This window comes from Acinetobacter sp. Tol 5 (assembly GCF_019702905.1).
Taxonomy (GTDB): Bacteria; Pseudomonadota; Gammaproteobacteria; order Pseudomonadales; family Moraxellaceae; genus Acinetobacter; species Acinetobacter bereziniae.
The window spans coordinates 4,644,080-4,670,358 of sequence record NZ_AP024708.1; the positions used below are offsets into that span (position 1 = coordinate 4,644,080).

General features: G+C 37.9%; 31 protein-coding genes. 15 read left to right on the forward strand and 16 right to left on the reverse strand.

Annotated elements, in window-relative coordinates:
- Positions 1–107 precede the first annotated feature (107 nt).
- Genes tauC through tauA form a run of 3 tightly spaced genes read right to left on the reverse strand, consistent with a single transcriptional unit; the run spans position 108 to position 2,779 of the window.
- Positions 108–947 (reverse strand): taurine ABC transporter permease TauC, encoded by an 840-nt coding sequence (gene tauC / locus TOL5_RS21515; RefSeq protein ID WP_009584743.1) that lies wholly within the window; start codon positions 945–947, stop codon positions 108–110.
- Positions 948–949: 2 nt separating this feature from the next.
- Positions 950–1,771: a taurine ABC transporter ATP-binding subunit gene (gene tauB / locus TOL5_RS21520; protein ID WP_042088874.1), complete on the reverse strand. Its 822-nt coding sequence runs from the start codon at positions 1,769–1,771 to the stop codon at positions 950–952.
- Between the two features lie 18 nt (positions 1,772–1,789).
- A complete protein-coding gene (gene tauA, locus TOL5_RS21525; RefSeq protein WP_121774967.1) occupies positions 1,790–2,779 on the reverse strand; it encodes a taurine ABC transporter substrate-binding protein in 990 nt (329 codons plus the stop codon).
- A gap of 358 nt (positions 2,780–3,137) precedes the next feature.
- Between tauA and TOL5_RS21530 the strand changes: the two genes are divergently transcribed.
- Positions 3,138–4,145, forward strand: a complete 1,008-nt coding sequence (locus tag TOL5_RS21530; protein WP_005034890.1) for a putative solute-binding protein — start codon at positions 3,138–3,140, stop codon at positions 4,143–4,145.
- A 79-nt stretch (positions 4,146–4,224) separates the two neighbouring features.
- On the opposite strand, the gene TOL5_RS21535 is transcribed toward TOL5_RS21530, so the two are convergent.
- Positions 4,225–4,491: a hypothetical protein gene (locus tag TOL5_RS21535; RefSeq protein ID WP_005034888.1), complete on the reverse strand. Its 267-nt coding sequence runs from the start codon at positions 4,489–4,491 to the stop codon at positions 4,225–4,227.
- Positions 4,492–5,316: 825 nt separating this feature from the next.
- Between TOL5_RS21535 and grpE the strand changes: the two genes are divergently transcribed.
- From grpE to TOL5_RS21565, 6 genes are all read left to right on the forward strand, one after another.
- Positions 5,317–5,856: a nucleotide exchange factor GrpE gene (grpE, locus tag TOL5_RS21540; RefSeq protein ID WP_005034886.1), complete on the forward strand. Its 540-nt coding sequence runs from the start codon at positions 5,317–5,319 to the stop codon at positions 5,854–5,856.
- A gap of 166 nt (positions 5,857–6,022) precedes the next feature.
- Positions 6,023–7,966: a molecular chaperone DnaK gene (gene dnaK, locus TOL5_RS21545; RefSeq protein WP_005034883.1), complete on the forward strand. Its 1,944-nt coding sequence runs from the start codon at positions 6,023–6,025 to the stop codon at positions 7,964–7,966.
- 209 nt (positions 7,967–8,175) lie between these two features.
- Positions 8,176–8,547, forward strand: a complete 372-nt coding sequence (locus tag TOL5_RS21550) for a MerR family transcriptional regulator (RefSeq protein ID WP_228134813.1) — start codon at positions 8,176–8,178, stop codon at positions 8,545–8,547.
- Positions 8,548–8,597: 50 nt separating this feature from the next.
- Positions 8,598–8,894, forward strand: coding sequence for a putative quinol monooxygenase (locus TOL5_RS21555; RefSeq protein ID WP_009584737.1), 297 nt, complete (start codon positions 8,598–8,600; stop codon positions 8,892–8,894).
- Positions 8,895–8,997: 103 nt separating this feature from the next.
- Positions 8,998–9,414, forward strand: a complete 417-nt coding sequence (locus TOL5_RS21560) for a hypothetical protein (RefSeq protein ID WP_009584741.1) — start codon at positions 8,998–9,000, stop codon at positions 9,412–9,414.
- Between the two features lie 2 nt (positions 9,415–9,416).
- Positions 9,417–9,929: a hypothetical protein gene (locus TOL5_RS21565; protein ID WP_121774968.1), complete on the forward strand. Its 513-nt coding sequence runs from the start codon at positions 9,417–9,419 to the stop codon at positions 9,927–9,929.
- A gap of 10 nt (positions 9,930–9,939) precedes the next feature.
- Here the strand turns inward: TOL5_RS21565 and TOL5_RS21570 are convergent, their stop codons facing one another.
- Complete coding sequence (locus TOL5_RS21570) at positions 9,940–10,425, reverse strand: hypothetical protein (RefSeq protein WP_227544029.1); 486 nt, start codon at positions 10,423–10,425, stop codon at positions 9,940–9,942.
- 177 nt (positions 10,426–10,602) lie between these two features.
- On the opposite strand from TOL5_RS21570, the gene TOL5_RS21575 reads away from it, so the two are divergent.
- Positions 10,603–11,523, forward strand: coding sequence for a matrixin family metalloprotease (locus TOL5_RS21575; protein ID WP_121774970.1), 921 nt, complete (start codon positions 10,603–10,605; stop codon positions 11,521–11,523).
- A gap of 111 nt (positions 11,524–11,634) precedes the next feature.
- Positions 11,635–12,018, forward strand: a complete 384-nt coding sequence (locus TOL5_RS21580) for a hypothetical protein (protein WP_010590990.1) — start codon at positions 11,635–11,637, stop codon at positions 12,016–12,018.
- Between the two features lie 71 nt (positions 12,019–12,089).
- On the opposite strand, the gene TOL5_RS21585 is transcribed toward TOL5_RS21580, so the two are convergent.
- The 5 genes from TOL5_RS21585 to TOL5_RS21605 all read right to left on the reverse strand — a co-directional run bounded on the left by TOL5_RS21585 (position 12,090) and on the right by TOL5_RS21605 (position 16,927).
- Positions 12,090–13,379, reverse strand: a complete 1,290-nt coding sequence (locus TOL5_RS21585) for a lytic murein transglycosylase (protein ID WP_121774971.1) — start codon at positions 13,377–13,379, stop codon at positions 12,090–12,092.
- A 627-nt stretch (positions 13,380–14,006) separates the two neighbouring features.
- Positions 14,007–15,128 (reverse strand): 5-(carboxyamino)imidazole ribonucleotide synthase, encoded by a 1,122-nt coding sequence (locus TOL5_RS21590; RefSeq protein ID WP_009584727.1) that lies wholly within the window; start codon positions 15,126–15,128, stop codon positions 14,007–14,009.
- 15 nt (positions 15,129–15,143) lie between these two features.
- The gene (purE, locus tag TOL5_RS21595; RefSeq protein ID WP_004718991.1) at positions 15,144–15,656 is read right to left on the reverse strand and encodes a 5-(carboxyamino)imidazole ribonucleotide mutase; all 513 of its coding nucleotides are present in this window, start codon (positions 15,654–15,656) and stop codon (positions 15,144–15,146) included.
- Positions 15,657–15,947: 291 nt separating this feature from the next.
- A complete protein-coding gene (locus tag TOL5_RS21600; protein ID WP_004824031.1) occupies positions 15,948–16,292 on the reverse strand; it encodes a DMT family protein in 345 nt (114 codons plus the stop codon).
- Positions 16,293–16,357: 65 nt separating this feature from the next.
- Positions 16,358–16,927, reverse strand: coding sequence for a hypothetical protein (locus tag TOL5_RS21605; protein WP_121774972.1), 570 nt, complete (start codon positions 16,925–16,927; stop codon positions 16,358–16,360).
- 205 nt (positions 16,928–17,132) lie between these two features.
- Between TOL5_RS21605 and mpl the strand changes: the two genes are divergently transcribed.
- Positions 17,133–18,500, forward strand: coding sequence for a UDP-N-acetylmuramate:L-alanyl-gamma-D-glutamyl-meso-diaminopimelate ligase (gene mpl / locus TOL5_RS21610; protein WP_005034862.1), 1,368 nt, complete (start codon positions 17,133–17,135; stop codon positions 18,498–18,500).
- Between the two features lie 44 nt (positions 18,501–18,544).
- Here the strand turns inward: mpl and TOL5_RS21615 are convergent, their stop codons facing one another.
- The 3 genes from TOL5_RS21615 to TOL5_RS21625 form a co-directional block, all read right to left on the reverse strand.
- On the reverse strand, positions 18,545–18,919 hold the full coding sequence (locus TOL5_RS21615; RefSeq protein ID WP_058971384.1) for a hypothetical protein: 375 nt from the start codon (positions 18,917–18,919) through the stop codon (positions 18,545–18,547).
- Between the two features lie 66 nt (positions 18,920–18,985).
- Positions 18,986–19,270: a GNAT family N-acetyltransferase gene (locus TOL5_RS21620; RefSeq protein WP_121774973.1), complete on the reverse strand. Its 285-nt coding sequence runs from the start codon at positions 19,268–19,270 to the stop codon at positions 18,986–18,988.
- Positions 19,271–19,323: 53 nt separating this feature from the next.
- On the reverse strand, positions 19,324–19,611 hold the full coding sequence (locus TOL5_RS21625; RefSeq protein WP_004824024.1) for a GNAT family N-acetyltransferase: 288 nt from the start codon (positions 19,609–19,611) through the stop codon (positions 19,324–19,326).
- Positions 19,612–19,785: 174 nt separating this feature from the next.
- Here TOL5_RS21625 and TOL5_RS21630 point away from each other — a divergent pair, with 174 nt between their 5' ends.
- Positions 19,786–20,994, forward strand: a complete 1,209-nt coding sequence (locus TOL5_RS21630; protein WP_121774974.1) for a sugar transporter — start codon at positions 19,786–19,788, stop codon at positions 20,992–20,994.
- 106 nt (positions 20,995–21,100) lie between these two features.
- Here TOL5_RS21630 and TOL5_RS22640 read toward each other — a convergent pair whose 3' ends face one another.
- Positions 21,101–21,226, reverse strand: a complete 126-nt coding sequence (locus TOL5_RS22640) for a hypothetical protein (RefSeq protein ID WP_009584758.1) — start codon at positions 21,224–21,226, stop codon at positions 21,101–21,103.
- Here TOL5_RS22640 and TOL5_RS21635 point away from each other — a divergent pair.
- Together TOL5_RS21635 and TOL5_RS21640 are read left to right on the forward strand one after the other, a co-directional pair.
- Positions 21,225–21,764 carry a cysteine hydrolase family protein gene (locus TOL5_RS21635; protein ID WP_042088891.1) on the forward strand — a complete coding sequence of 180 codons (540 nt, stop codon included), beginning with the start codon at positions 21,225–21,227 and terminating at the stop codon, positions 21,762–21,764. The genes TOL5_RS22640 and TOL5_RS21635 overlap by 2 nt on opposite strands.
- 289 nt (positions 21,765–22,053) lie before the next feature.
- On the forward strand, positions 22,054–23,019 hold the full coding sequence (locus tag TOL5_RS21640) for a TerC family protein (RefSeq protein ID WP_004824018.1): 966 nt from the start codon (positions 22,054–22,056) through the stop codon (positions 23,017–23,019).
- A gap of 120 nt (positions 23,020–23,139) precedes the next feature.
- Here TOL5_RS21640 and TOL5_RS21645 read toward each other — a convergent pair whose 3' ends face one another.
- The gene (locus tag TOL5_RS21645) at positions 23,140–23,724 is read right to left on the reverse strand and encodes a nucleotidyltransferase family protein (protein ID WP_121774975.1); all 585 of its coding nucleotides are present in this window, start codon (positions 23,722–23,724) and stop codon (positions 23,140–23,142) included.
- Positions 23,725–23,940: 216 nt separating this feature from the next.
- Here TOL5_RS21645 and TOL5_RS21650 point away from each other — a divergent pair, with 216 nt between their 5' ends.
- Both TOL5_RS21650 and TOL5_RS21655 read left to right on the forward strand, forming a co-directional pair.
- Positions 23,941–24,321: a hypothetical protein gene (locus TOL5_RS21650; protein ID WP_004824014.1), complete on the forward strand. Its 381-nt coding sequence runs from the start codon at positions 23,941–23,943 to the stop codon at positions 24,319–24,321.
- 34 nt (positions 24,322–24,355) lie between these two features.
- The gene (locus TOL5_RS21655) at positions 24,356–25,516 is read left to right on the forward strand and encodes a glutathionylspermidine synthase family protein (protein ID WP_042088893.1); all 1,161 of its coding nucleotides are present in this window, start codon (positions 24,356–24,358) and stop codon (positions 25,514–25,516) included.
- 140 nt (positions 25,517–25,656) lie between these two features.
- Here TOL5_RS21655 and TOL5_RS21660 read toward each other — a convergent pair whose 3' ends face one another.
- Positions 25,657–26,130 carry a hypothetical protein gene (locus tag TOL5_RS21660; RefSeq protein ID WP_004824006.1) on the reverse strand — a complete coding sequence of 158 codons (474 nt, stop codon included), beginning with the start codon at positions 26,128–26,130 and terminating at the stop codon, positions 25,657–25,659.
- Between the last annotated feature and the right edge of the window lie 149 nt (positions 26,131–26,279).

The following is a 26,279-nucleotide window of genomic DNA, read 5'->3' on the forward strand; positions in this document are numbered from 1 at the left end:
TAAAGGCAAATCATTATTAAAACTTTAAAAATACAATAATCAATTTGAGGGCGATTGCGTTTTTATCAATCTTGCCAACATGCCCACAAAGATTTAAATCAAAGCGCTTAGTGAGCTTGCTTATCCCAAGGGACCAATTTCTTTTGCAAACGGCGTAATCCAATTTCCAGTGCAAAAGCAATCACAGCAATAATCAAAATACCCACAATCACCACATCTGTTGCCAAAAGTTGTGACGATGATTGCACCATAAAGCCTAAACCTTCTGAAGCACCAACCAACTCAGCAGCAACCAATGTTGACCAACCCACGCCAAGTCCAATACGAATACCTGTTAAAATGCCAGGTAAAGCACTCGGTAAAACCACATGTTGAATAATTTGCAATGGCGTTGCACCCAAAGACTGTGCAGCGCGAATTTTTGCTTGGTCGACCGAACGTACGCCTGTTGCCGTTGCGATAACAATCGGGGCAAAAATCGCAAGATAAATCAATAAAACTTTGGATAACTCACCAATACCACACCAAATTACGATCAAAGGCAAATAAGCCAAAGGGGGAATAGGACGGTAAAATTCGATGATTGGATCGACAACACCACGTATCACTTTATTTCGACCAATCGCAATTCCCACAGGAATAGCCGTAATTACAGCAGCAACCAAAGCCGTGCCAATACGACCTAAGCTTGCGCCAATATGGCTCCATAAGCTGATGCTCATATAGCCATTGGTCATCAAATCTTGCAAGCGATCTAATACTGCAACTGGTGATGGCAAAAACAAAGCATCAATCCAGCCTACAGCAGTGACAAACCACCAAATTGCAAGCAATACCACAATTGTCATGCTACTGATCAAGGTAATATTTACTTCACGTGGAACATTATTTTTTTGGGGCTGAGGTTGAACTGAAGCCATTAATTTTGGGTCTAATTGTGCTGTCATCATTACACCTTTTGCCCTTGAGCTGACGTTTGTTGAGATGAGTGAGATTGCTCTTGATGATTTTGAATAAATACTCGACTCAACACATGCTCACGCATTTCAATAAATTTTGGATCAGATTTGATGCTTCGTGCAGACTCACCATTGGCATATCTTTTTGCAAAGTCCAGTGTTAATCGCTCAACAATTCGTCCTGGATTGGGCGCTAAAATAATCAGATCTGTCGCAAGGAAAACCGCTTCTTCAATATCATGAGTGATTAAGAAAGTTGGTTTTGCCGTACTTTTCCATACATCCAACAACAAACACTGCATTTGTTCGCGTATAAAAGCATCTAAAGCACCGAACGGTTCATCCATCAGTAGAATTTTAGGATCTGAAGCCAAAGCGCGCGCTAATCCAACTCGTTGCCGTTGACCGCCTGACAGCTCCCAAATATGACGCTGTCCAAAACCGTCTAAATTGACCAGTTTCAATAATTCATGCGCTCGCATTTGACGTGTTTTTTTATCAATACCTGCCAGTTCTAAACCAAAAGCAATATTATCCTCAACATTCTGCCAAGGCAGCAAAACATCATCTTGGAACACCACACCACGATCACGACTTGGTGCAACAATGCTTTCGCCATCAAGCTTGATATTTCCTGCTTGGGGATGGGTAAAACCTGCAATCAAGTTTAATAATGTGGTCTTACCACTTCCCGACGCCCCCAAAGCAACCATGAGTTGTTCGGAGCCCAATTGAAATGACACATCTTGAAGTACCGGTTGCTCAGCACCTGGGTACTGTGCTTGTACGTGTTCTACAGTCAATACAGCCATGATGAATAGTCCCGATTTCTATTTTGACGCGTTGATAAAACGAGTGTTAATAAATTGTTGATAATTTGGTGAGACCTTTTTAACCAAGCCCTGTGCTTTCAAAAAGTTAACCGCATTAGCAATATTTTGTGTAGTTCGCCCACCTAAATACTGTGGGCTTAGTTGTGCTTGACGATCAGGATATTCTGCCCCTGCAAGAAGCGTTGGAACATCTTGCGCATCAACTCCGGTAATTTTGGCAATTTTTTGTACTTCGGCTGAGTTTGCAGTCCAATGGCGCTTATTACGGTTGTAAGCATCATAGTAATTCAAAGTCACCGAGGAAAATTTACTGAGTACTTCAGGATGCTTTTGCGCAAAATCCTTACGTGCGACCCAAACTTCAAATGTAGGTGAACCCCATTGTCCAACCTGCCCTGCATCCGTCATTACCTTGCCTGTTTTTTTGATATTGGCAAGTGCTGGAGACCATACAAAAGCGGCATCAATATCTCCTCGACGCCATGCCGCATTAATTTCAGCAGGCTTGAGGTTCAACAACCGAATCTGATTGGGTTTAATATTCCAGTGTTGCAATGCGCCCAATAAACTGTAGTGCGAAGTCGAAGCAAATGGCGTAGCCACTTTTTTCCCAATCAAATCTTGCGGATGATGGATACCAGAACCATTTCTGACCACCAAGGCTTCTGCACTTTTTAAATCTGTTGAAATCAAAAACACATCAATTGGCAAGTTATTGGCAACAGCAGCACCTAAAGGACTAGATCCAATCAAAGCAATATCTACAGAGCCTGAAGCCAAAGCAGTTAAAACTTCAGCACCACTGTTAAATAAGCGCCAATCCAGTTTTTCTCCAATCACTTTGTCATATACACCATCAGCCTGTGCAACTTTGGCAGGCTCTATATTGGTTTGATAACCAATCACAATTGGACGTGCATTTACCCAACCACTATAGCTAAACATAGCTAAAGACGAGCAAATTAAAATAAGCTGCTGAAATTTCATGATGGATATAAGCTGACAATCAATGGAAAAAGAAGAGAATCTGCTTTATGGTAAGGTTTTTGTATATTATTAAAAATATGTTTTTTAGATTTACTTATTCACTTTTTTCATTAATAAAATTGATCTTTTCACTGTGAATAGATATCTAGATCAAAACTAGAGAGTTTTTATTTAATCACAGCAATACATGAAAAATACAAAACACATCTCACTAAAGCAATAAAGTGAAAATTAAATCACATTAAGCAACACTTTCAATGGTTTATTCATCGGAAATAGAGCAAAAGCTCTATTTTTATCTAAATAAAATTACTATATTGATTATAAATAAAGCACTTTTTAGCTATAAGGATATAACATGAAAAAGGGATTTATTGCTTTTACATCACTCGCATTATTAGGATTATCAAGCGCTTCTCAAGCTAAACAGGATGTCTGTGTATTTGACTTATTAGGAAAAGCTGGTGAATCTTATAAAATGATGGAGGAATGGGCACTCGCTGCAAAAGCGTGGAATACCGATATACAGCTGATTGCTTATCAAAATGAAGAAATGGCAGAACGAGACTTCCAAAGTGGTAAATGTGATGCTGTCTTTTTAACAGCAATGCGAGCACGCCAATTTAATAAATTTGCTGGTTCTATTGATGCACTTGGTGGCGTTCCAAACAATGCCATCGCCTTAAAAGCCATTAATTTCGTTTTAGATAAAAGAAACACGCAACGACTGAAATCAACAATCAACGGTGTGGAGTATGAAGTGGGCGGTATCGCTCAAATCGGTCCTGCTTATATTTTTGTGAATGATAGATCGATTAACACCATTGAAAAAGGACGCGGAAAGAAATTCGCCGTATTGTCCTATGATAAAGCCCAGATCGCCGCAGTAAAACGTGTCGGCGCAATCCCTGTTTTATCTGATATTTCAGATTTTATTGTGAAGTTTAATCAGGGCAAAGTAGATATGGTGGGTGCGCCAGCTTATGCCTTTAAACCTTTAGAACTTTCAAAAGGCTTAGGTAGCAATGGGGCAATGTTTAACTTCCCTGTACTCAATGTCACTGCCGATTTGATTTTTAATACCAGTAAATTTTCTCCAGGTTTTGGCAACCTATCTCGAGAATGGTTCCTTAAAAAAATGCCAAAGCAGTTTGAAATGGTCAGAAAACAAGAGGAAAGCATTCCAAATAAATATCGTCTGAATTTAAGTAAAGAGGACAAAGAGCGTTATCAAAAACTACTTCGGGATACGCGCTTAGAATTGACCAAACAAGGGGTCTATGACCCAACCATGATGTCAGTGCTTAAGCGAGCACGTTGTACTGTAGATCGGACCAACTTTGAATGTTCACTTTCAGGTGAATAAATACTAATCAGATCCTATTGATCATTAGAAATCAGGCGATGGAGGCATCCATATAATCGCCTGATTTTTTTTTCAGAACTTACTGAGCTGAAGGTTGTTCACCCAAAGTTGGATCTTGAGTGGCTTGAGCTGGTTGCGATTGTTGAATCGTAGCATCACCTTCTACCGCAGTGCCTTGCTGAGCAGGATCAACTGTTGCTGTTTGTGCAGATTGGTGCTGATCTGCTGAACTCATTGGCGCTGATTGTGTTGTTTCAGGTGCTTGTGTGGTTTCACTTGAAGTACATGCTGTACTCATCACCGCAACACCTGCCAATAACATAAAAATAAGACCTGATTTTTTCATCATCAATTCCTTTATCATCACTCGATTAAAAAACGACAATACAATCCGCATCATCGTGCTGACTATGATTGCCATTTTTTCAGCTAAGTTCGTTGCAGCTTGGTAAGACTTTTAACGTGTTGCCGTATAAGTTCTGCAAAGTTTATTAAATCAATTACTTATTTTGACCAAATAAAATATCAACGTTAAATCATTCATTTGTCTGAGTTTTTTAATATGCGCTGAGTTGACACAAGAAGAAAGCTCATGTTGAAAAATATATTTTTACCGTAAAAGTCTCGTATTAGTTACATTGTTAAAATTTTTAATGAAGCAAAAAAAAAAGCTTATCCAAGAAGATTGGATAAGCTATGAAAAACATATTCAAATAAAAAGAAACTACAGCCATAGAATCTTAGGAGCATCATAATGAAACTCTATGTTTTTCGCAAAGCCTTATTTTCAATAAGTTTAATCGGTTTTATATATTAATTTATAATTTTTATCTATTCATTCAATTTTAATTTATGAATTTAATGGTCATTTTTCACAATTTAAGAATAAGAAAAAAACAATTTCTCATTTTATTTGTGGAAAAAAATCTATGTATTTGCTGAATATTCACACAATAAATTAAGATTTATATGTTATTCAGTTACGCTTCTGAGTTTTTTTGCGGAATTTCATTAAATAATATTCAATCTTGCTTGAATTTTAGTAGCTCGCCCACATTTCATATTCATTGACGAATTAAACGACCATGGCAGTTCAAAAATGAACACAGTGCAAAACTGCTGCCGATAAGGACTGTACATGTTTAAGAACCCATTTAAACGGAGTAAATCAATGGCAACTGAGCAAAATCAAGAAGCCCAAGATCTTCAAAACGAGCAAGCAGAACAGCAAACTCAGACTGAAAATGAACAGGTTGAAGTTACCGTTGAAGCTTTACAAGCTCAAATCAGCAATTTAGAAGAGAGTTTAAAACTGGAAAAAGCCCGTACGGCAAATGCAGTATATGAAGCACAAAAAAGCGTTGAGCGTATTCAACGCGATGCTGAAAAACATAAAGATACGGTATTGGAGAAGTTTGCAAAAGAATTATTAGATTCTGTAGACAATCTTGAACGTGCGATTCAGGCAGGTGGCGATGAAGAAACGCCTGTACTTGAAGGTGTAAAACTCACGTTAAAATCTCTTCTTACCACTTTAGAAAAATTTGGTGTTGTTGAAGCAGATACCACAAATGGCTTCAATGCTGACTTACACCAAGCCGTAGGGATCGACCCAAATGCAGCTGCCAACCAAATTGGTACCGTTTTGCAAAAAGGTTATACCTTAAATGGTCGACTACTTCGCCCTGCAATGGTCATGGTGGGTCAATAAGCTTAATAAATGAGGGCTTTTTGAAAATATTTTCATGAATTTTCTCAAATAATGACTTGAAAATTTTTGAATGGCTCTCATATCGGATAACAAGAAAATCCTTTTAACGCTTCCTTTCTCAAGGGAGAAATAAAAGGGATTCAAAAGAATTTAGAGGAATAGATTTATGGCTAAAATTATTGGTATTGACTTAGGTACAACAAACTCATGTGTTGCTGTACTTGAAGGCGATAAAGTTAAAGTAATTGAAAATGCTGAAGGCGCGCGTACAACACCTTCTATCGTTGCATATAAAGATGGCGAAATTCTTGTAGGTCAATCTGCTAAACGTCAAGCAGTGACTAACCCTAAAAATACATTATTCGCGATCAAACGTTTGATCGGTCGTAAATACGAAGATCAAGCTGTACAAAAAGATATCGGTATTGCACCATTCAAAATCATCAAAGCAGACAATGGCGATGCTTGGGTGGAAGTGAATGATAAAAAACTTGCACCTCAACAAATCTCAGCAGAAATTTTGAAAAAAATGAAAAAAACTGCGGAAGATTATTTAGGTGAAACAGTAACTGAAGCAGTTATTACTGTACCTGCTTACTTCAATGACGCTCAACGTCAAGCAACGAAAGATGCTGGTCGTATTGCAGGTCTAGAAGTTAAACGTATCATTAACGAACCGACTGCTGCTGCACTTGCGTTCGGTATGGACAAAAAAGAAGGCGACCGTAAAGTTGCGGTATATGACTTAGGTGGTGGTACATTTGACGTATCAATCATTGAAATCGCAGACTTAGATGGCGACCAACAAATCGAAGTATTGTCTACCAATGGTGATACATTCCTTGGTGGTGAAGACTTTGATAATGCATTGATCGACTATTTGGTTGAAGAGTTCAAAAAAGAACAAAACTTCAACTTGAAACAAGATCCTCTTGCATTGCAACGTTTAAAAGAAGCTGCTGAAAAAGCCAAAATTGAGCTTTCTTCATCAAATTCTACTGAAATTAATTTGCCATACATCACTGCGGATGCAACAGGTCCTAAACACTTAGTGATGAATGTAACACGTGCGAAATTAGAAGGTTTAGTTGCTGACTTAGTTGCTCGTACGATTGAGCCTTGTAAAATTGCGCTTAAAGATGCAGGTCTTTCGACTTCTGATATCTCTGACGTGATTTTGGTTGGTGGTCAATCACGTATGCCAATGGTTCAACAGAAAGTACAAGAGTTCTTCGGTAAAGAACCTCGTAAAGATGTGAACCCAGATGAAGCTGTTGCAATCGGTGCGGCAATTCAAGGTGCAGTATTGTCTGGTGACAAAACTGACGTACTTTTACTTGACGTAACACCGTTAACACTAGGTATTGAAACCATGGGTGGCGTGTTAACTGCAATTATTGAGAAAAACACGACGATTCCTGCGAAGAAATCTCAAGTATTCTCTACAGCAGCAGACAACCAACCAGCAGTAGACATTTCAGTTTACCAAGGTGAACGTAAAATGGCTCAACAAAACAAATTGTTGGGTAACTTCCAATTAGGCGATATCCCACCTGCTCCACGTGGTGTGCCACAAATTGAAGTATCATTTGACATTAATGCTGATGGTATCTTGAAAGTATCTGCTAAAGATAAGAGCACTGGTAAAGAGCAATCAATCCAGATTAAAGCAAACTCAGGTTTGTCTGATGCTGAAATCGAAGCAATGATCAAAGATGCTGAAGCAAATGCTGAAGAAGATCGTAAGTTTGAAGAACTTGCAAAAGCACGTAACGAAGCTGATGCTTTAGTTGCTTCTGCAAATAAAGCAGTTAAAGATCTTGGCGAGCAAGTCACTGCTGATGAAAAAACTGCAATTGAAACAGCAGTTTCTGAATTAGAAGTAACTGCGAAAGAAAATGATGTTGAAGCAATCAAAGCGAAAACTGAAGCTTTACAAAACATCATTATGCCGATCACTCAACGCGCTTATGAAGCTACTCAAGGTCAAGGTGGAGCACAAGGCTTTGACCCGAACCAATTCGGTGGTGATGCAGGTCAACAACAGCAAAAAGCTGATGATGGCGTAGTCGATGCTGAATTCACAGAAGTAAAAGATGACAAAAAATAATTTGTCGCTTTAATCGAAAACCGCTCAAGAGATTGAGCGGTTTTTTTATACTGGCAAATCATCTTTATACAAGTCTATTTAAACTTTAGATCTAAAGCATGGCAATGAAAGTTTTATATCATTCAACACTATTTTCATCGCATTGATTTTATGGGTCCAGAGAAATTATATTTTACTGTTTGCATTTTTCAACAGATTGACTATATGGAGTGTGTGCTTTGCTAATCTCTGACATTTCTAAAAAAACAGGTTTATCCATCCATACACTACGTTACTATGAACAAATTGGGTTGCTGAAAAACATCCATCGTAACCTGTCAGGACAACGTGTATATACTTCACTTGATTTAGAATGGCTTGAATGGATCAAACGTTTAAAATCAACAGGAATGCCTTTAGAAAAAATTCAAGATTTTGCCGAATTTCGTTTACAGGGAGAACACACTTTAAAACAAAGACAGCAGCTTCTGATTGAGCATTCTGCTCAATTAAAACTGGAAATTCAAAGACTTCAACAAGAGCAGAGTATTGTTGACTATAAAATTAAAATTTATGCTGAAAAAATGCTTGAGCTAGAGTGAACTCGAGCAGTTAAGCTTTTTACTTCCTACTTTAAATCGGAGTAAAAAACATGTTTCATTCAGGCTTTTACATCACCGCAGAATTAAGAATACTAGATGAAAATAAAATCTTAGAAACCCGTGAAGCCTTGCAAACATTATGCACAATGACCCTTCAACACGAATCAGGATGTAGCATGTTCCAACTGCATCAATGTCAACAAGAGCCAACACGTTTACTGCTCTGGGAACGCTTTGATTCAGAACAAGCGTATCAGGCTCATTTTAAGCAGGTTTATACCCAAGAATATTTGGCGCGGAATTTAACTGAAGTGGTACAGCATTTCGTTAGCGATTGCGTGTTATAACACCTCATGCATAGCTAAGCCCATTGTGATTTTTCAAGATGATGAATTGCTAATCCGCATTAAATCTTTTATCTTAATTATCACAATAATAATGGATCAAACGATGAAAAACTCCCCTGCTGTTTCACCCGCTGTTTATTATAGTTTGATCCTTGCTCAGTTTTTTTTGCCCGTTATTGCGGCAATCATAGACATATACTGCACTGAACCTGAGTTAATACTACTTGATAAAACCCTCTATCAAGACCCACAGACTTGGGAGTTGGCAGTGATGTCTGTTGCAGGCTTAATTATACTCATCATCACTTTTGGCTTATGCTTGAAAAAAGAATGGGCAAGAAAAGCCTATCTTTATAGTTTTTTTCCAACATTTTTACTTTATTTCATGCCGTATATGCACTGGATTTACATGACCAGTTATGCTGCGATTTTTAACGATCTTGCCTTTGTCTGTTCAGGTATTTTATTGATGATTTTAGTGACACCCTCACTGTATCAACCTATTTTTGAACACGATTAATCATGTATAAAGTCCTCAGCATAAGCCTTGCTTTATACGTCTTTCTAGAAATTCTATGTCATGTATTTGCTCTTGTTGCGCGCAAGATTGTCAGTCGCTCAGATACGCAAAAACTCAACCACCCTTTGCATCTTCAATTTATCCAACAAAGTTTTTATCGCACGATGTTACTGGTCAGCATCGTACTGATGAGCCATTTTTATACTGAATTAGCTTTTTTTGAGCAGAATGATTGGATTCGATTAGGGTTGAGTATCTTGATTATTTTAATGATTTTACTGGTATTTTGGTGGATAAATGCTTTTATTGTGTGGCAAGTTGTTCTAAAACAACAATACGCTGTCACCGCAGTGTTTAAACAGAAAATCAGTTATATCATGCGACATCCCTTACAATTTAAATCCCTGTATATCACCACTGAATACTTAAGCATATCCGTTTGGATGAACAGATTCCTAAGTGCACTGGCATTTATCCTGCTGTTTATTGATATTCATATCCTGTTTAGCCCATAAATAAAATTGATCAGATCGCGCCTTCCATCCTAATTCCTAAACTGAGCTGTAATAGGGTAAACAATCCTTTCATGAATAAAAATAATCCTGCAAATATACATATCAACATAATTAGTTGTTGTTTTTTGCTGAGGCTTTGTTTTATTTGTAGGTTGTATTGCTGATCAAGGACTTTATTTATTGGTAAATGATCAATCACTTTCTGGGAAATTTGTTTTTCTAACTGATTTAATGATGAGCCTTCAACAATCGTTAAGTTGTAATTTCCAACCTCCAACTCACAATAAAACATTAAATTTGAACCTCGTGTAAAACTATTTTTATGTGGTCGTCCTAGACTTGAGGTCAATTTAACCTCCTCTTGTGAATCGAGATTGACGATTTTAGGGTGAATAAAAGCCAGAGGTGCGAGTTTAAATAATGGTCCTTCCTGCCAAATTGAATAGCCACCTTTATGAGTAACGCTAAAATTTTTAGATTTTTGCACCAAAGGCATTTCTAGCACTAACTTTGCTCGAAAGAGCTGTACCAAGCAATATATGACATTCACCCAACAGCAAATGCCCGCAATTAAAAAAATCCAGCCTAAAATCAACATTCCATTCATCAGTCTTTGCGATTGTGTAATTTTCAGATAAATTATCGATAACAAAAATTATTTTTTTAAGCAAGCATGCGTTTCTGGATTATTGTTAGCGTCATTATTTTTACGGCATATTTTGCGATTCAACGCATGATGTATCCGCAACTCAACCATAATTCAGCGATTGATCGCATTACACATCCTTTAGATACTCGATTGCGTTATCGCATTGGTGAAGTTGATCCTCGCTTCCATCTGAGCAAAGCACAGGTAAAAAATTTAGCGCAAGAAGCGGCTGACATATGGCACTTAGGTACAATGCAAAGTTTATTTGTTTATGACGATCAGGCAAAGCTGACGATTAATTTGATTTATGATGAGCGCCAAGCTGAGTCCAGTGCCAGAACTCAAGCCTTACGCACCCTAGAAAATACCCAACAATATTCTCAAAGTGAAAAGCAAAAAATTCAACAACTGCATCTTGAATTAAATCAAGCCAATCGAGAACTAGACTTTCAAAAGCGTAGTTATCAACATAAAGTTGAACAATATAATCAACTGATCAATGCACTTAATCAATCAAGGCAAAATTTAGATGCATCTGTAAGATTCGAATTAGATCAACAAAAAAATCAATTGATCATTGAACAGAGTCAATTGAAACAACAATTAGATATTTATAACCAAAAAGTGGATACATTAAACCGTCAAGTTGAACAGCTTAATTCAGTGAACCATCAATATAATCAATCTGTTGATCAGTTTAATATGCGTTTTCAGCCACGCCAATTTGACAAAGGTGTCTTTGATGGTAAAACCATTAATATTTATGAATTTGAGTCCGATGCAGATCTAAGAGTCACCATTGCACATGAACTGGGTCATACTTTAGGTCTTGCACATAATAATGATCCTAAAGCACTCATGTATCCGATGATGAAAGAACAAGATTTGAAAAATTTTAGATTAACTCAAGCTGATTTAGCCATGCTAAACTCAAGACAACGATAAGAAAATTTAATAATGAACCATCAGCATTTAAATCCATAATTTTCTTATGTATTTAAATTATTTTTTTCAAATTCATGTTATTGTGAACTGAAGACGCAATGAATTGAGGAGATGACTGTGAGCTATTATCATATTATTCTGGAAGTAAATGATCATATCAGCACGATTGAGCAAACTCGTGATATTGAAATTTATGATATTACTGAACTTCAGCCATACCTTCATTCTATTTTATTGCCTTACTTCAATGAGCAAATTATTGAGCTGGAAGATGAAAATATTGAGTTTACAGATATTTTACATCTTGAAATCAAACAAACATTACTTCCAATCCAGCATTTGATCGAAGAAGAACAGAAGCAATTGCCTAGTGATACCGATGTGACTATTACTGCACATGAAATCTTTAATGATCGAGATCACACTCAGGATGTTACTGCGGTCATTTTAGATGTATTAGAAGCCGTTAAAATCGATCAATCTGCGATTGAATAAATCCAATCATTAAAAAGGTCTGCAATTGCAGACCTTTTTATTGTATTCATTGCCCTGAATACAACATATCTTTACTGCATCATACTTTTTGCAGCCTCATTTCTAAATGCTTTTAAAATCTGCTGCCCCGCGCGACCTGTTGGACTTAATCCTAATTTGACCTGTTCTTGTTGAATAGCTTGGCGAGTTTTATCACCAATCAGACCATCAGCATCACCAATCGCATAGCCTTTCTTCAATAAATAGTTTTGAATTTCACGGCGTTCTGCACGAGATGTTCCAGCATCTTCTGTTGGCCAAGCCGTTTGGAACCCTCCTTTACCCTGTAAACGATCTGATAAATGTGCAATTGCAAGTGCATAACTTTCAGCAGCATTATAGGAATAGATTGCATCAAAGTTTTTAAACACCAAGAATGCTGGACCATTTGCACCAGCAGGCATCATTAGACCAGCTTGAGAGCCTTCAGATAAGTTTCCTTGAATGATTGGTGTGCCATCGACACGTGTAAAACCACGATTGACCCAAGAACTGAGTGATTTTTTATTGCGGCGACTTTCTACAGACACTGATGCACCCGCAGGAATTTTTACCTCAAAGCCCCAAGGCATTCCTGTTTGCCATCCACGCTTTTTCAAAAAATTAGCGGTTGAAGCTAAAGCATCAGAAGTACTTGAAACCAGATCACGACGTCCATCACCATCAAAGTCCACAGCCAATTCTTCATAGGTAGAAGGCATGAATTGAGTATGACCGAATGCACCAGCCCATGAGCCTTTCAGTTGATCTTCGCGTAAATCTCCACGTTGTAAAATACGCATTGTGGCAAAGAACTCACCTCTAAAATAGCTTTGGCGACGCCCTTCACAGCTTAATGTCCCTAAGGCTTGTAATAATGGATATTTTCCAGAAATATCTCCAAAATTACTTTCTACACCCCAAACGGCAACCACTGTTTCTGCAGGAACACCATAAGCAGCCGCAACACGGTTAAGAACATCCCGATGCTGGCTCAGCATTTGACGCCCTTTTTCAACACGTTCTTCATCGACTAAACCTGAAAGATAGTCCCAAATCGGCGTAGAAAACTCTGGTTGATAGTCTAATTTACTAATGACGGAATAATCAGGCGTTAAATTTTGTGTATAACGATCATAGGTTGAACCGCTTACACCAGAGCTCACAGCTTGTGAACGTAAATTTGCAATACAGCTTTGAAAATTAGAATTAGGTGTATAAGTTGTATCTTTAGTTGTTGTCACTGGTGAGCTAGACACCGCCTGACCATTAATAATTAATTCAGCATTGGCATGTGATGCCGCGAATAAAACAGATCCACAAATCAAAGTTAAATGGCGCATAATATCCACAAAAATAGTTTTAAATTTAAATTATCTGAATACCATAACAGCCTGTGAATAAAATGACAGATGTAAAAACGTAAATTTTGAATTCATTTTCCAATTTTAAATTCAAAACTCTCAACATCGTAACTTTGAATTTAAAATAAAGTTATCCACACAAGCCCCCCAACATACAGTTTTAAATTCATTTATGAATTCAAATTAATTCTTATTTTTCTGCACATTTTTAAATTCAAATTGTTCTAGTTTTTATCCACAACACACTCCCAAAATTTAACAATGCAAGTTATCCACAAGATTGATTTTAAATTCAAATCTCCATCAGCTTTAAATTTAAAGTTTTAAATTCAAAAATATTTAACTTTATGTCTTAGATTTTTTGTGGATAATTCTAGAATGATACAATTGAGTTGGCAGCATGAATGGTTTTGAATTCAAAAAATTATCGATTTTTTGAGATTTAAAATACTTATTTTTAAAGCTCGTTGTTATTTTTATATGTCATTTTTCGATGTAAATTGAGATCAAAATACCCAAAAAATAAAGGAATGCCATCATACAGAACATCGAAAAAGAAAAAAGCAGCCAACACCTTGACTGCTTTTTTTACACACAATAGTGAGTTTAGATGCTCATATCTTCACTTAATGACAGTGGATTTGGCAGAATTTTTGCTAACTGACGGCATAGCGTCGTTAATTCCTTAGAATCATTTGGCATCAACGTGATATGTCCAATTTTACGACCTTCACGCTCAGTCTTGTTATAAAGATGCACATGAGCACCTTCTAATGCCAAAACCTCTTCCAATGGTGGATATTGACCAATGATATTGACCATCACCGTTGGACGTACAACTTCTGTTGAACCTAAAGGTAACCCAGCAACCGCTCGGACATGATTTTCAAATTGCGAGCATACAGCACCTTCAATTGACCAGTGCCCCGAGTTATGCACACGTGGCGCCATCTCATTGGCATACAAGCCTTTTTCAGTGACAAACAGCTCCAAAGTCAACACACCCACATAATTCAAATGATTTAAAAGGCGAGTGATATAGTCTTGTGCAACAGGTTGCAAATCTGAACTATTTGGAGCAGGAACGATCGAATGTGAAAGGATACCATTGTGATGATGATTTTCAGCCAATGGCCAAGTTTTTACATCTCCATCAATACCACGTACTGCGATAATTGAAACTTCACGAGAGAAAATAACGAAGCTTTCAGCAATTAACGAACCTGCTGGACCAAGCTCTGTCCAAGCTTGGTCAATTTGATCTTCTGAACGTAATACAAACTGACCTTTACCATCATAACCACCAGTCGCGGTTTTCAGGACAATCGGCAGTCCTAATTCAGCAACTGCAAGCTTGAGGCTATCCAGAGAATCTACCGCTTTATATGGCGCAACTGGAATCTCTAACGCATCAAACAACGCTTTTTCTGAAAGGCGATGTTGTGCAATGGCTAAAGCTTGGCGTGGTGGATGTAAGTCCTTATGTTTGGTCAATACATCTACATCAATCAATGGCGTATTTTCAAATTCCAAACTAAATACATCGGCACTTGCAATAAAGTCTTGCAAGCCATTTTCAGCTTTTGTTGAAAATACTTGCCCTAATATCGCAGATGGACAATCTGTATTGGCTTCAAGAAAAGTACATTGAATATTTAACGGTAGCGCAGCTTGCGCCATCATACGGCCGAGTTGACCACCACCAAAAATACCGATGGTTTTATTCATAACCTGTGTCCCGTTTTAAGCTTGACCCGGAATGTTTTTACTAGCCACTTTATCAGTTTGTGCCGCACGGAAATCTGCAACATTTTTTGCGATCTCTGGACGGGTTAAACCTAAAATCTGTGCTGCCATAATCGCGGCATTGGTTGCACCAGCAGGACCTATCGCCAATGTACCTACGGCAATACCAGCAGGCATCTGCACGATAGACAATAACGAATCAACACCATTTAAAATCGAAGACTTCACTGGCACACCAAGCACCGGTAGATCTGTTTTTGCTGCACACATCCCTGGTAGATGCGCTGCGCCACCTGCACCAGCAATAATCACTTGAATACCACGTTCACGTGCTGTTTCAGCATACTCAAATAAGCGATCTGGCGTACGATGCGCAGAAACAACTTCAGCTTCAAAAGGAACACCAAGCTGTTTAAGCATATTGGCAGTGTTTTCGAGAGTTGCCCAATCTGATTGAGAACCCATGATAATTCCAACTAGAGGAGCGTCTTGTACAGCGGCCGCATTCATTGCATATATTCCGTAAACGAATGTAAGGAAGTTTAAATACTGGTGATCAGTGTTTAAATGAATATCAAGAAGCTCGCTATTATAGACTGATTTTTCATCTCACGAAAATTTAACAGACGTAGCAATGCAATATTTTTTAATTTAACCACCTTAAATGCTTGAGTCGAAGGGCAATATCAGGCTGGAGTCCCTAAACAACATAAAAATCGAAAAAGCCAGCCAACTCATCAGGTCAAAAAATCATGATGGACGCTTCTAAAATCATCATGATTTTAACTCAGTCTATTGATCTTACTGACTTCTAAAGACAAAAAATACGCATCCCAACAAGCACAATCCTGCCCACAGATAGTCCAATTTAAAAGGCTGTTTAAATAAAAAAATCATAAAAGGAACAAATACCAAAAGTGTGACCACTTCTTGAGTAATTTTCATTTGTCCCAATGACCAACCATGTTGAGCCAAAAGGCGAGTCGCAGGAATCATAAAGCTGTATTCAAGTAGGGCAATCACCCAACCAAATAAGATGGCTTGCCACAAAGGTGCTTCATGGAGGAACTTTAAATGACCATACCAAGCCAAAGTCATAAAACAATTGGAGATAATCAGCAATAAAAGCGGTAGAGATAAAGCCATTTTTAGCTCAACAATGATGTATGCCTCAATAGATTACACTGCATTTTTTTAAAAGTGAAAAACCTTCAATCTCGATCATGCTGCCGCGCGTACCAATACACATGATGAGCAAAGAATCTAGATTTGGCATGAAAAGGAGAAAACTCAAGCTCACTTTGAGCTGTTTTTAAAAATTTAAGTAATACTAGACGCTTTTCTTCATCAACGATATTTCTATAAGAAGAATCATTTAAAAATATTTTTTGACCCTGATCAAGATAAAAATGAATGGAAACTTTTGAATTGAATAATAAAGGTGATTTGGTTGAATAATCATAGCTGTAAAAACCTAAAATTTCCTGTTTGGCATATTTTTGTGGCGCTTTTTGATTGAATTGAATATACATATACTGATCATCAAACCAAATGGTGACATCTTTAGAAAATAGTCGGATTATCCTTGTCGTTGTAGCAAAATAAAGCAAAAACGTTAAGCTTACTGGACCTAAATAAAAACCGTCACCCAACAAAGAATAATAGGCAATGCCATAAATCAACATCATTGGCAAAGCAATCAATAAACTACTGATCGAAGAATAAGGATAAACCTGATTTAAGACGAATTTTTTTGCTGTTCTTTTCCGAGATTTTGACATGTTTGGCAATAATAAAATTTATGCGAGCACCTCTATTCAACTGCAAATATGCAGGATTTTATCCGCAAAAGCTATGCTTTAAAATCGTAACAAGAAAAACTATCTTTTCGCTTTAAGCCTTGCTATCGTTGCTCTCAAATCAAATGAATCGGCTACACCACAAGCAAAAAGTGATGAGTCTATAAAAGCACTGGAGTTAAAACGAATGCATCTGCATATTTTGGGTATTTGCGGCACCTTTATGGGCTCATTGGCATTATTGGCACGCGATTTAGGTCATAAGGTTACAGGTTCAGATGCAAATGTTTATCCGCCGATGTCAACCCAGCTTGAAAATGCAGGTATCACCTTGATGCAAGGCTATGACCGTAGCCATTTACAGCCCCACCCAGACCTTGTGATTGTTGGTAATGCCATGAAACGTGGTATTGATGCTGTTGAATATATGTTGAATGAAGGTTTGCCCTATATTTCAGGACCACAATTTCTTGCTGACCATGTATTACAAGGTAAACATGTCTTAGGTGTTGCAGGCACACATGGTAAAACCACCACCACAACCATGTTGGCATGGGTGTTGGATCAGGCAGGATTAAATCCAGGCTTTTTAATTGGTGGTGTACCTTTAGGTTTTAGTGAAAGTGCACGTTTAGGCGGTGGAAAATACTTCTGTGTCGAAGCAGATGAATATGATTCTGCATTCTTCGATAAACGTTCTAAATTCGTACACTATCATCCAAAAACTGCGATTTTAAATAATCTTGAATTTGACCATGCCGATATTTTTGATGACTTGGCTGCGATTCAAAAACAATTCCATCATTTAGTCCGCACCATTCCCAGCGAAGGTCGCATTATTGCACCGATCACTGAAACCAATATTGATGAAGTTTTGCAAATGGGGTGTTGGACACCAGTGGTTCGGACTTCATTAGATGCCAACGACAGTGCTGAAGTCTATGCGGAGCAACTTTCTGCGGATGGTTCACATTTTAAAGTCTTACAACACGGCATAGTCAAAGGCGAAGTTCAATGGAATATGACAGGGCAGCATAGTGTTGCCAATGCCTTAGCAACGATTGCTGCTGCGGAGCACGTAGGTGTCGACATTGCAACGGCTTGTAAAGCCTTATCGAATTTTGGCGGGGTGAAACGCCGTATGGAATTGCTCGATACTGTAAATGGTATTGAGGTATACGATGATTTTGCCCATCATCCAACAGCGATTGATACAACCTTAGAAGGTGCACGCAAACGTTTAGGCGAGCGTAAACTATGGGCAGTCATTGAACCACGTTCAAATACCATGCGTATGGGTAGCCATAAAGATGGGTTGGCGTATTCTGCACGTTTGGCAGATGAAGTCATTTGGTATCAACCTGAAGGCTTGGATTGGGATTTACAGCCCGTGATTGATGCAGCCACAAATAATGCTGTTGTGGCTCGTACCTTAGATGAGATTATCAATACCATTCGCACTGAGGCAGGCGAGGGCGATGCCGTAGTGATCATGTCGAACGGCGGTTTTGGTGGATTACACCAAAAACTAATTACTGCATTAAAAGCAAAATAAGTTTTCTAGAAACGAAAAAAACCACAAAATGTGGTTTTTTTCGTTTAATCTGGGGTCGCTGTTTTCTGCAAAGCTTTAAAGTCTTTAAGTTTGACCCATCCTTCAACCAAGTCATCTTCTATATGTTGATTTGGATCATTAAATACCACATAGACCCACGCTTGTTTTGCCCGATCTTTATACACTGAATATGCTGTAACATTATCATTTTGAATAACAAAAGTATCATTCATTTTACAAAAGTTTTTAGGCGCTGAATAAAAATATATACGATGTTTCGATTGAGCCACTAATTCCCAACGTGGGTTGATCTCTTGCTCTTTTTGATAAGCGCGTAAGTTTAATTCAAAACAACTTTCTGCATAACTCAGTATAGGGCTGATCAATAATGATAAAGCGATCAGAATTTTTTTTAACATGTTGAAGTATCTAACTCAATTTTAACAGTCCAATCCAGGTAGGACATTAAATGTATGTATATCTATCTATGCTTTGACATCTGCAAAGCTTTTTTCACGTTTAAACATCACGTCCACATATGCACATGTTGGCACAATTTTTAGTTGTTTTTCACGCGCAAATTCAACCAAAGTATCTAATAATTGGCGGGCGATACCCTGACCGCGTAGGGAATCATCAACCCAAGTGTGGTTGGCAATAATCTGCTGTTCACCACTCCAAACATAGCTGATTTCAGCAATACGCTGTCCTTGAGGATTATCTAAGAAAAACTCACCCTTATGTTGATTATCGATATGTTGGAATTGCATCTATTATTTCTCATTGATGATTTATGACACAATTCCACTTTAACAAAGCAAACTTAAGATTTCAAAACATCATGTATCGATTGATCTTTATCAAATACAGATTTTGAAAAAGGGCATAGAGGGATAATTTTCACATTTTTTGAACGTGCCATATCCACCACTTGATCCAATAACTTACGTCCCACACTTTGACCACGCAACTCATCTTCTACAAGTGTGTGATCAATAATCAACATATTTTCACCTGCCCATGTATATGCCATTTCAGCCAAATGGTGACCGTCTTCACCAATATAAAACTCACCTTTTTTTCCATCATCTTTGTGTCTAATTTCTAACATTTTATTTACTCTTTATATACATACAAACTTAAAAGCACATTCAAAATGCCATAAGTTTATTGGGTTTATTGTTAAGTTTTGTCCGACAATCCTAATTTTTATGTATCAAAACTTAAGCTTAACTTTATGCAAAAATCAGCCTAAAATTTAGTGCTAATCTTTGAAAATATGATCATGTCCAGTTCCTCTTCCCAAACGCCCACACCCCAATCTGCCCCCAGTGAAACGCAGCAATGGGTCAGTGTAATCAGCCTTGCCTTTGCTGCTTTCATTTTTAATACCACAGAATTTGTACCCGTAGCTTTACTCAGCGATATTGGTAAAAGTTTTAGTATGCAAGCAACGGATGTCGGCATCATGATTACTCTATATGCATGGGTAGTTGCGCCGATTTCTTTGCCTATTATGCTCCTCACCAAAAATATCGAAAGACGCTTTTTGCTGATTGGCTTATTCATGGTTTTCGTTGCCAGTCATGCCTTGTCTTATTTTGCATGGAGTTTTGATGTACTGCTTGCCAGCCGAATTGGTATCGCATTTTCGCATGCGCTATTTTGGTCGATCACTGCCTCGCTAGCCGTTCGTGTCGCACCCAAAGGTAAGGAGTTTCAAGCTTTAGGTCTATTGGCCACAGGTACAGCGCTGGCGATGGTCTTAGGTATTCCTTTTGGCAGAATGGTGGGAGAATCTTATGGTTGGCGTAATACTTTTGGCTTGATCGCCATTGGCGCAGCTGTTGTCTGTTTAATTTTAGCCAAAACATTACCACGCTTACCGAGTGTCAACTCTGGTTCTTTAAGCAGCTTAAAAGTATTTCTAAAACGCCCTAGTTTAATGATGGTCTTTGCACTCACTGTGATTGTGATTACAGCACAGTTTACGGCTTATAGTTATATCGAACCGTTTGCCTTAAATATTGCACATTTTAGCTCAACACAAACCACAACCTTATTACTCATCTATGGCGCAGCAGGCTTTTTTGGCTCCTATTTATTTGGAAAATTTGCTAAAAAATATCCCAAATTGCCGATCCCACTCAGCAGTCTGATACTGGCGATTTCTATGCTGTTATTGACCACATTAAGCATCGATTTTGTCAGTTTCAGTGTGTTGAGTTTGTTCTGGGGAATGGCAATTATTTGCTTTAGTTTAGCTCAACAAGCCAAAGCATTAAATTTAGCTTCTGATGCAACAGATGTGGCGATGGCCATTTATTCTGGGCTTTACAATGTCGGTATCGGCGGTGGGGCACTTCTTGGAGGTTTAGTTACTGCCAGTTATGGGCTAAATCATATTGGTGTGGTTGGCGGTATCATTGCTGTATTGGGCACACTGCTTGCCTTAGTGCTGGTACAACGTAAAGATTTTATTCAAAAAGCGTAAATTTACAAATTTTAAAGTGACATCTCAACTCAATAAGTTTAATTTAATCAAAGTTATCTAGTCATTATATGATGATCCATGCAAACTTTCTTTTTCATTAGATTATTTACCACCACACTGCATCGGCAGTGTGGTTTTTTGCATTTAAAATAAATTGTAAAGCTAACCCTGCCAAATGTGCGGGGTTATTTTTTGGCTCCGTGATTGGGCACATCGTTACGGAGAAACTCATGTCAGACCCTCAAAACAAACAAGCCTTAATTGTTGTTGATATGCAAAATGGTTTGTTTTATGCATCGCAACCTCCATTTGAAGCTGATCGATTATTAAAAAATATCAATCAACTCATTGCATACGCTCATTTAAAACACATTCCTGTATTTGCAATTCGTCATGTGGGTGCTGCCAATACTGCTATGGCACCTCATAGTCCAATGACTCAATTGATTGCAGAATTAAACATTGATCATGATCTTGATCAGGTGTTGGAAAAAACTCGCCCAAATTGTTTTTTTCAAACTGATTTAGAACAACGATTGAAGTCATTGAATATACAAGAGCTGATTGTTTGCGGTTTAAAAACTGAATTTTGCATAGATAGCACTTGTCGTGCAGCAAAAGATTTAGGATTTAAGGTGCAATTGATTTCAGATGCACACAGTACTGTTGATTCAGCCGTACTCAATGCGCAGTTGATTATTCAACACCATCATCAAACACTCAGTCAGGCTTTTGCACAGCTAAAAACCTGCGCTGAATTTTGTATATAATTTGAGCTACATAAAAATACATTCAATATTTGCACATTTCAAATAAATGTGCGATTCTCTGCGCATATAAAGAAATTTTTATTTCTTACACAGTTTATTGAACAAGGGGAGTAGCCTCCTCCAATCAGAATATCGTCATTACGCTTTGAAAAGCCGGTATCTGAGCATTTTAGTCATGTTATAAACGCTAAAATGTAGGCAAGACCTTGATCATGTTGATACAGATGTTTAATCATCTGGCAACAGGTCAAGGTTTTTTTATGCCTGATTGCCAGATTCGGAGAATTTTATGGAATCTATAGGCAATCCATGGCTGTATTTAGCGTTCTTCGCTATCGTCATCGTGATGTTACTGATTGACTTTTTAGGCTTTAAGCAAAAAGAAGGTCAAGACGTTAAAATTAAAACTGCTGCCTACTGGAGTATTGCGTGGGTCAGTGTCGCTGCTTTATTTGGTGGCGGTTTATGGCTATATTTACAGCAAACTGCGGGTGTTGCCATAGCCAATACGAAAACCATGGAATACTTTGCAGGCTATCTCTTAGAAAAATCCTTAGCAATTGACAATGTTTTTGTTTGGTTGATGATTTTTGCTGCATTTGCAATTCCCCAAGGCTTACAGCGTAAAATTTTACTCTATGGTGTATTAGGCGCAATTATTTTACGTACTCTATTTATCTTTATAGGTGCGTGGTTCGTTCAAGAGTTCTCTTGGGTCCTCTATATCTTTGGTGCTTTCCTCGTTTATACAGGATTCAAATTCCTGAAAGGTCAAGATGAGGAAGAAACCAATATCGAAGATATGGCGATTCTAAAATGGCTACGTAAACACATGCGCATTACACCTAAACTGGAAGGCGCTAAATTCTTTGTCCGTCAAAATGGTGTACTTTGGGCAACGCCGTTATTTCTAGTATTAATTTTAGTTGAAGCATCTGATGTGATCTTTGCTGTCGATTCAATTCCAGCTATTTTTGCGGTCACCAGTGATCCTTTTATTGTACTCACGGCGAACTTAATGGCAATTTTAGGCTTGCGTGCGATGTTCTTCCTATTGTCTGGTGCTGCATCTAAGATGCACTATTTACCTTACGGTTTAGGAATTATCTTACTGTTCATTGGTTTTAAAATGTTAATGTTGGATGTATTCCATATGCCAATTTGGATTTCTTTAGGGTTCATTGTTATTGTATTGACCATTACCGCTTGGCTGTCGATCCGCCATAACAAAAAGCATCAGGAAACCCGTTTATAAAACTAAACCAAGCCTTCCACTCGGAGGGCTTTTTTATCAGGACATCCTAAGCAAGGAATGCGTTTTAAATACCACTTGATCATGGGATGTTTTGGAATATTGAATTCATTCTTTACCGAGCTATTCCTGATCTCTAAATGGTTGATCGACAATCACCAATTTATCCCATCTCTGCAAAAAACGCTTAGACTCGATTCGTTGTACAAAGGTGGCATAACTGACTAAACGAGCATTCCATCTTAACTTTAACTCAAATAAATCATTGAGCCCAAAAGGCGCAATCCATTCTAATTGACCAGACTGTTGTAGACGAACAGCTATTGCAGTTGAGGTTTCAACCCAAACAGATAAAGCATCAAATAATGAAGAATATTGACTAATCGCATTCCCATCATCGGTTTTGTACCATAGATGAACATAGGCTTGATTGACCACATCCCAATCATTGCTTGGGAATTTTTGTTTTAATTCTTGACTTAAACGCCGTTGTTGTCTCCCAGTATGATCCTTTAGATCATAAAAAATCACATCAATCTCGGTGTTATCAAGACAATAAACCTGATCGTGTAAATTAGACCATACCATATTGCGAATGACCCCTGCACTCAAATAGGCATCTGCATGTAGTTCTCGCAAATACTGTAACCTCATCATCAGTTGAGGGGAGCTATAAATCATCTGTTCAAGCTGTTTTGTATAGTTCATGGCTCTTTTTATTCAACGCTATTTGGTAATCATTCAATGTCTAAATGGTTTGAATATCGATTTATTTTCAGACGATTATCCAGATAAAAAACAATTTTATAAATCCCAGACTGTACATTCAACATACATCCTCATATCATACAGCGCATAAAACAATTTCTTTTTATCATGTTATAAAGCAAATAGATAAAAATACTCGATGATCTAAGGCTAATCATGCGTTCAAAAAAAATCAGTCTGGTTGTAGTCCCTCTTTTAATTACAGCATGCAGTAGCAATAACAAACCTCTTGTTCAAGATGTTTATAATAGCCAATATGACTGTTCATATGACTGGAACACTGATCTCTGTGAAGAGGAAACAGCAACAAGTTCTTCTGGCAGTCATTCTTCTGGTGGATACTATGCTGGCTCTCGCTTTATTGGTCCACAATATTATGAAGGCAATCGCAAAGTAAATTATTTAGGACGTAAAGTTGAACCTTCGACAAATCTAAGTGTTGGACAACCGCAGGTTTCTCAAGTCACCAAAAGTAATAGCAAATCTTCGCCTGTGCGTGGAGGCTTTGGGCGCAGTGGGTTCTCTTTTGGTGGTTAGACATCTTATACGCAATCTTATGATTTAGAATATTATGAAAAGAAAATGCTTCCAAGCTCGTCCCAACTGGCAACAAGAACACGAAAAAATTGGTTTTGATTATTACAACTTACCTTCTCTGGATGGCTCCATTTACTGGTCTGAAGGAGTTGCTTATGAATTTACCCTAAAGCAAATTGAGCAGCTTGAAGATGCCTCGAATGAATTACACCAGATGTGCATGCAAGTGGCAGGAGAAATCATTCAAAAAGGTGATTATCCTGATTATTTTCAAATTCCACAGGCTGCAATCCCACTCATTGAACATTCATGGCACAACCATGCACCCATGCTCTATGGTCGATTTGACTTTGCCTATGATGGTCGTCAAATCAAAATGCTGGAATACAATGCAGACACACCCACGGGGTTACTCGAAGCCTCAGTTGCTCAGTGGCATTGGATTGAACAAGTGGAAAATATTCCGCATCGTGATCAATTCAACAGTATTCACGAAGATCTGATTAATCGCTGGAAAACGATTTTTCCACGAGGTTCGCATATTCATTTCGCTGCTTGCCAAGAAGCCGGACGTGAAGATTGGGGAAATCTCGAATATTTAATGGATACGGCGTTCCAAGCAGGGCATCGTGTGTCCGAACTTTCGATGGAAAATATCGGATGGGATGGACAAAACTTTGTAGATCTGAATGATCAATCGATTGATCAGCTATTTAAACTGTACCCTTGGGAATGGGTCTGGGAAGAAAACTTTTCTCAATATTTAAAACCCTCCACCCAATGGGTCGAGCCATGTTGGAAAATGTTGCTGTCAAATAAAGCAATTTTGGTAGAACTTTGGAAAAAGTTTCCAAACCATCCTTATTTACTTGAATCCCATGCCTTCGATACCAATGTTTCGTTACAAGGCAAATGGGTGAAAAAGCCTATTCTCGCCCGAGAAGGCGCAAATATCCGTGTAGTAGAAGATAATATTGATCAGGGTGCTGCTTCAGGAAGCTTCTACTTTGATGATTATGATAAATACGGTTATATTGCACAAAAATGGGTCAATACCCCACTGTATGACGGTAAACTTCCAACACTGGGTTTATGGATGGTTGGACATACTTGTGCAGGTATGTCGATTCGAGAAGATGAATTTGACATTATTGGGAATGATGCACATTTTGCAGCCCATTATTTTATAGAGTAATTTTAAACAGACCAATATTCAGTACAACACTGTCATTATTTTGGCGATTAAACATTTAAAAATCTCTAAATATCATATCCACTATTTAAACTAAGGGATTTATCCAGTGAGATAAATCCCTTTTATGACTCTGCTTATTGTTAAATTGTATGATCCGCAACACGTTTCATGTATTGATTTAAGCGGGTAAAAAACACAATCTGCAAAAAAATCGTAAAGGCAGAAACACACCACTCATACCACATTTCAAAAGCAGTATTTTCAAGATTAAAAAATTGATAAATGCCGAGCAGAATCAAACCAAAAGCAATTCCCGCAACAGTGGTCTGCAACAAAATAGGGAATGAGAGTGCAGTGACACGATTCATAAAATGCACGCCCTCATCACCACCGTTTGCAGCATAGCAACGTTGAATGCCAACAAACATAATGATCAGCGTCAATATGCCTTCTAAACCAATCACACGAGCATCATAATAAGGCGAAAACATACCATAATAATAAACCGCACTGACCACTAAAGCAGCGATCAAATAATAATTCTTATAATGGCGTTTTTCTAAAGTATCTTCTGCTAGTTCATGCGCCAAAGCTTTGGTATTCCAAAAATACATAAATATTATTTTCTCTTATTTCCATCATTTGCCGACACTGTACCTATTCTTAGATTAAAGATAAAGTCACAAACTCAAATATTCGTCTAATGCTTTTGATTTTTTCACAATCTTCAACATCAATTACATTTTTGAACACACAAGAAAAT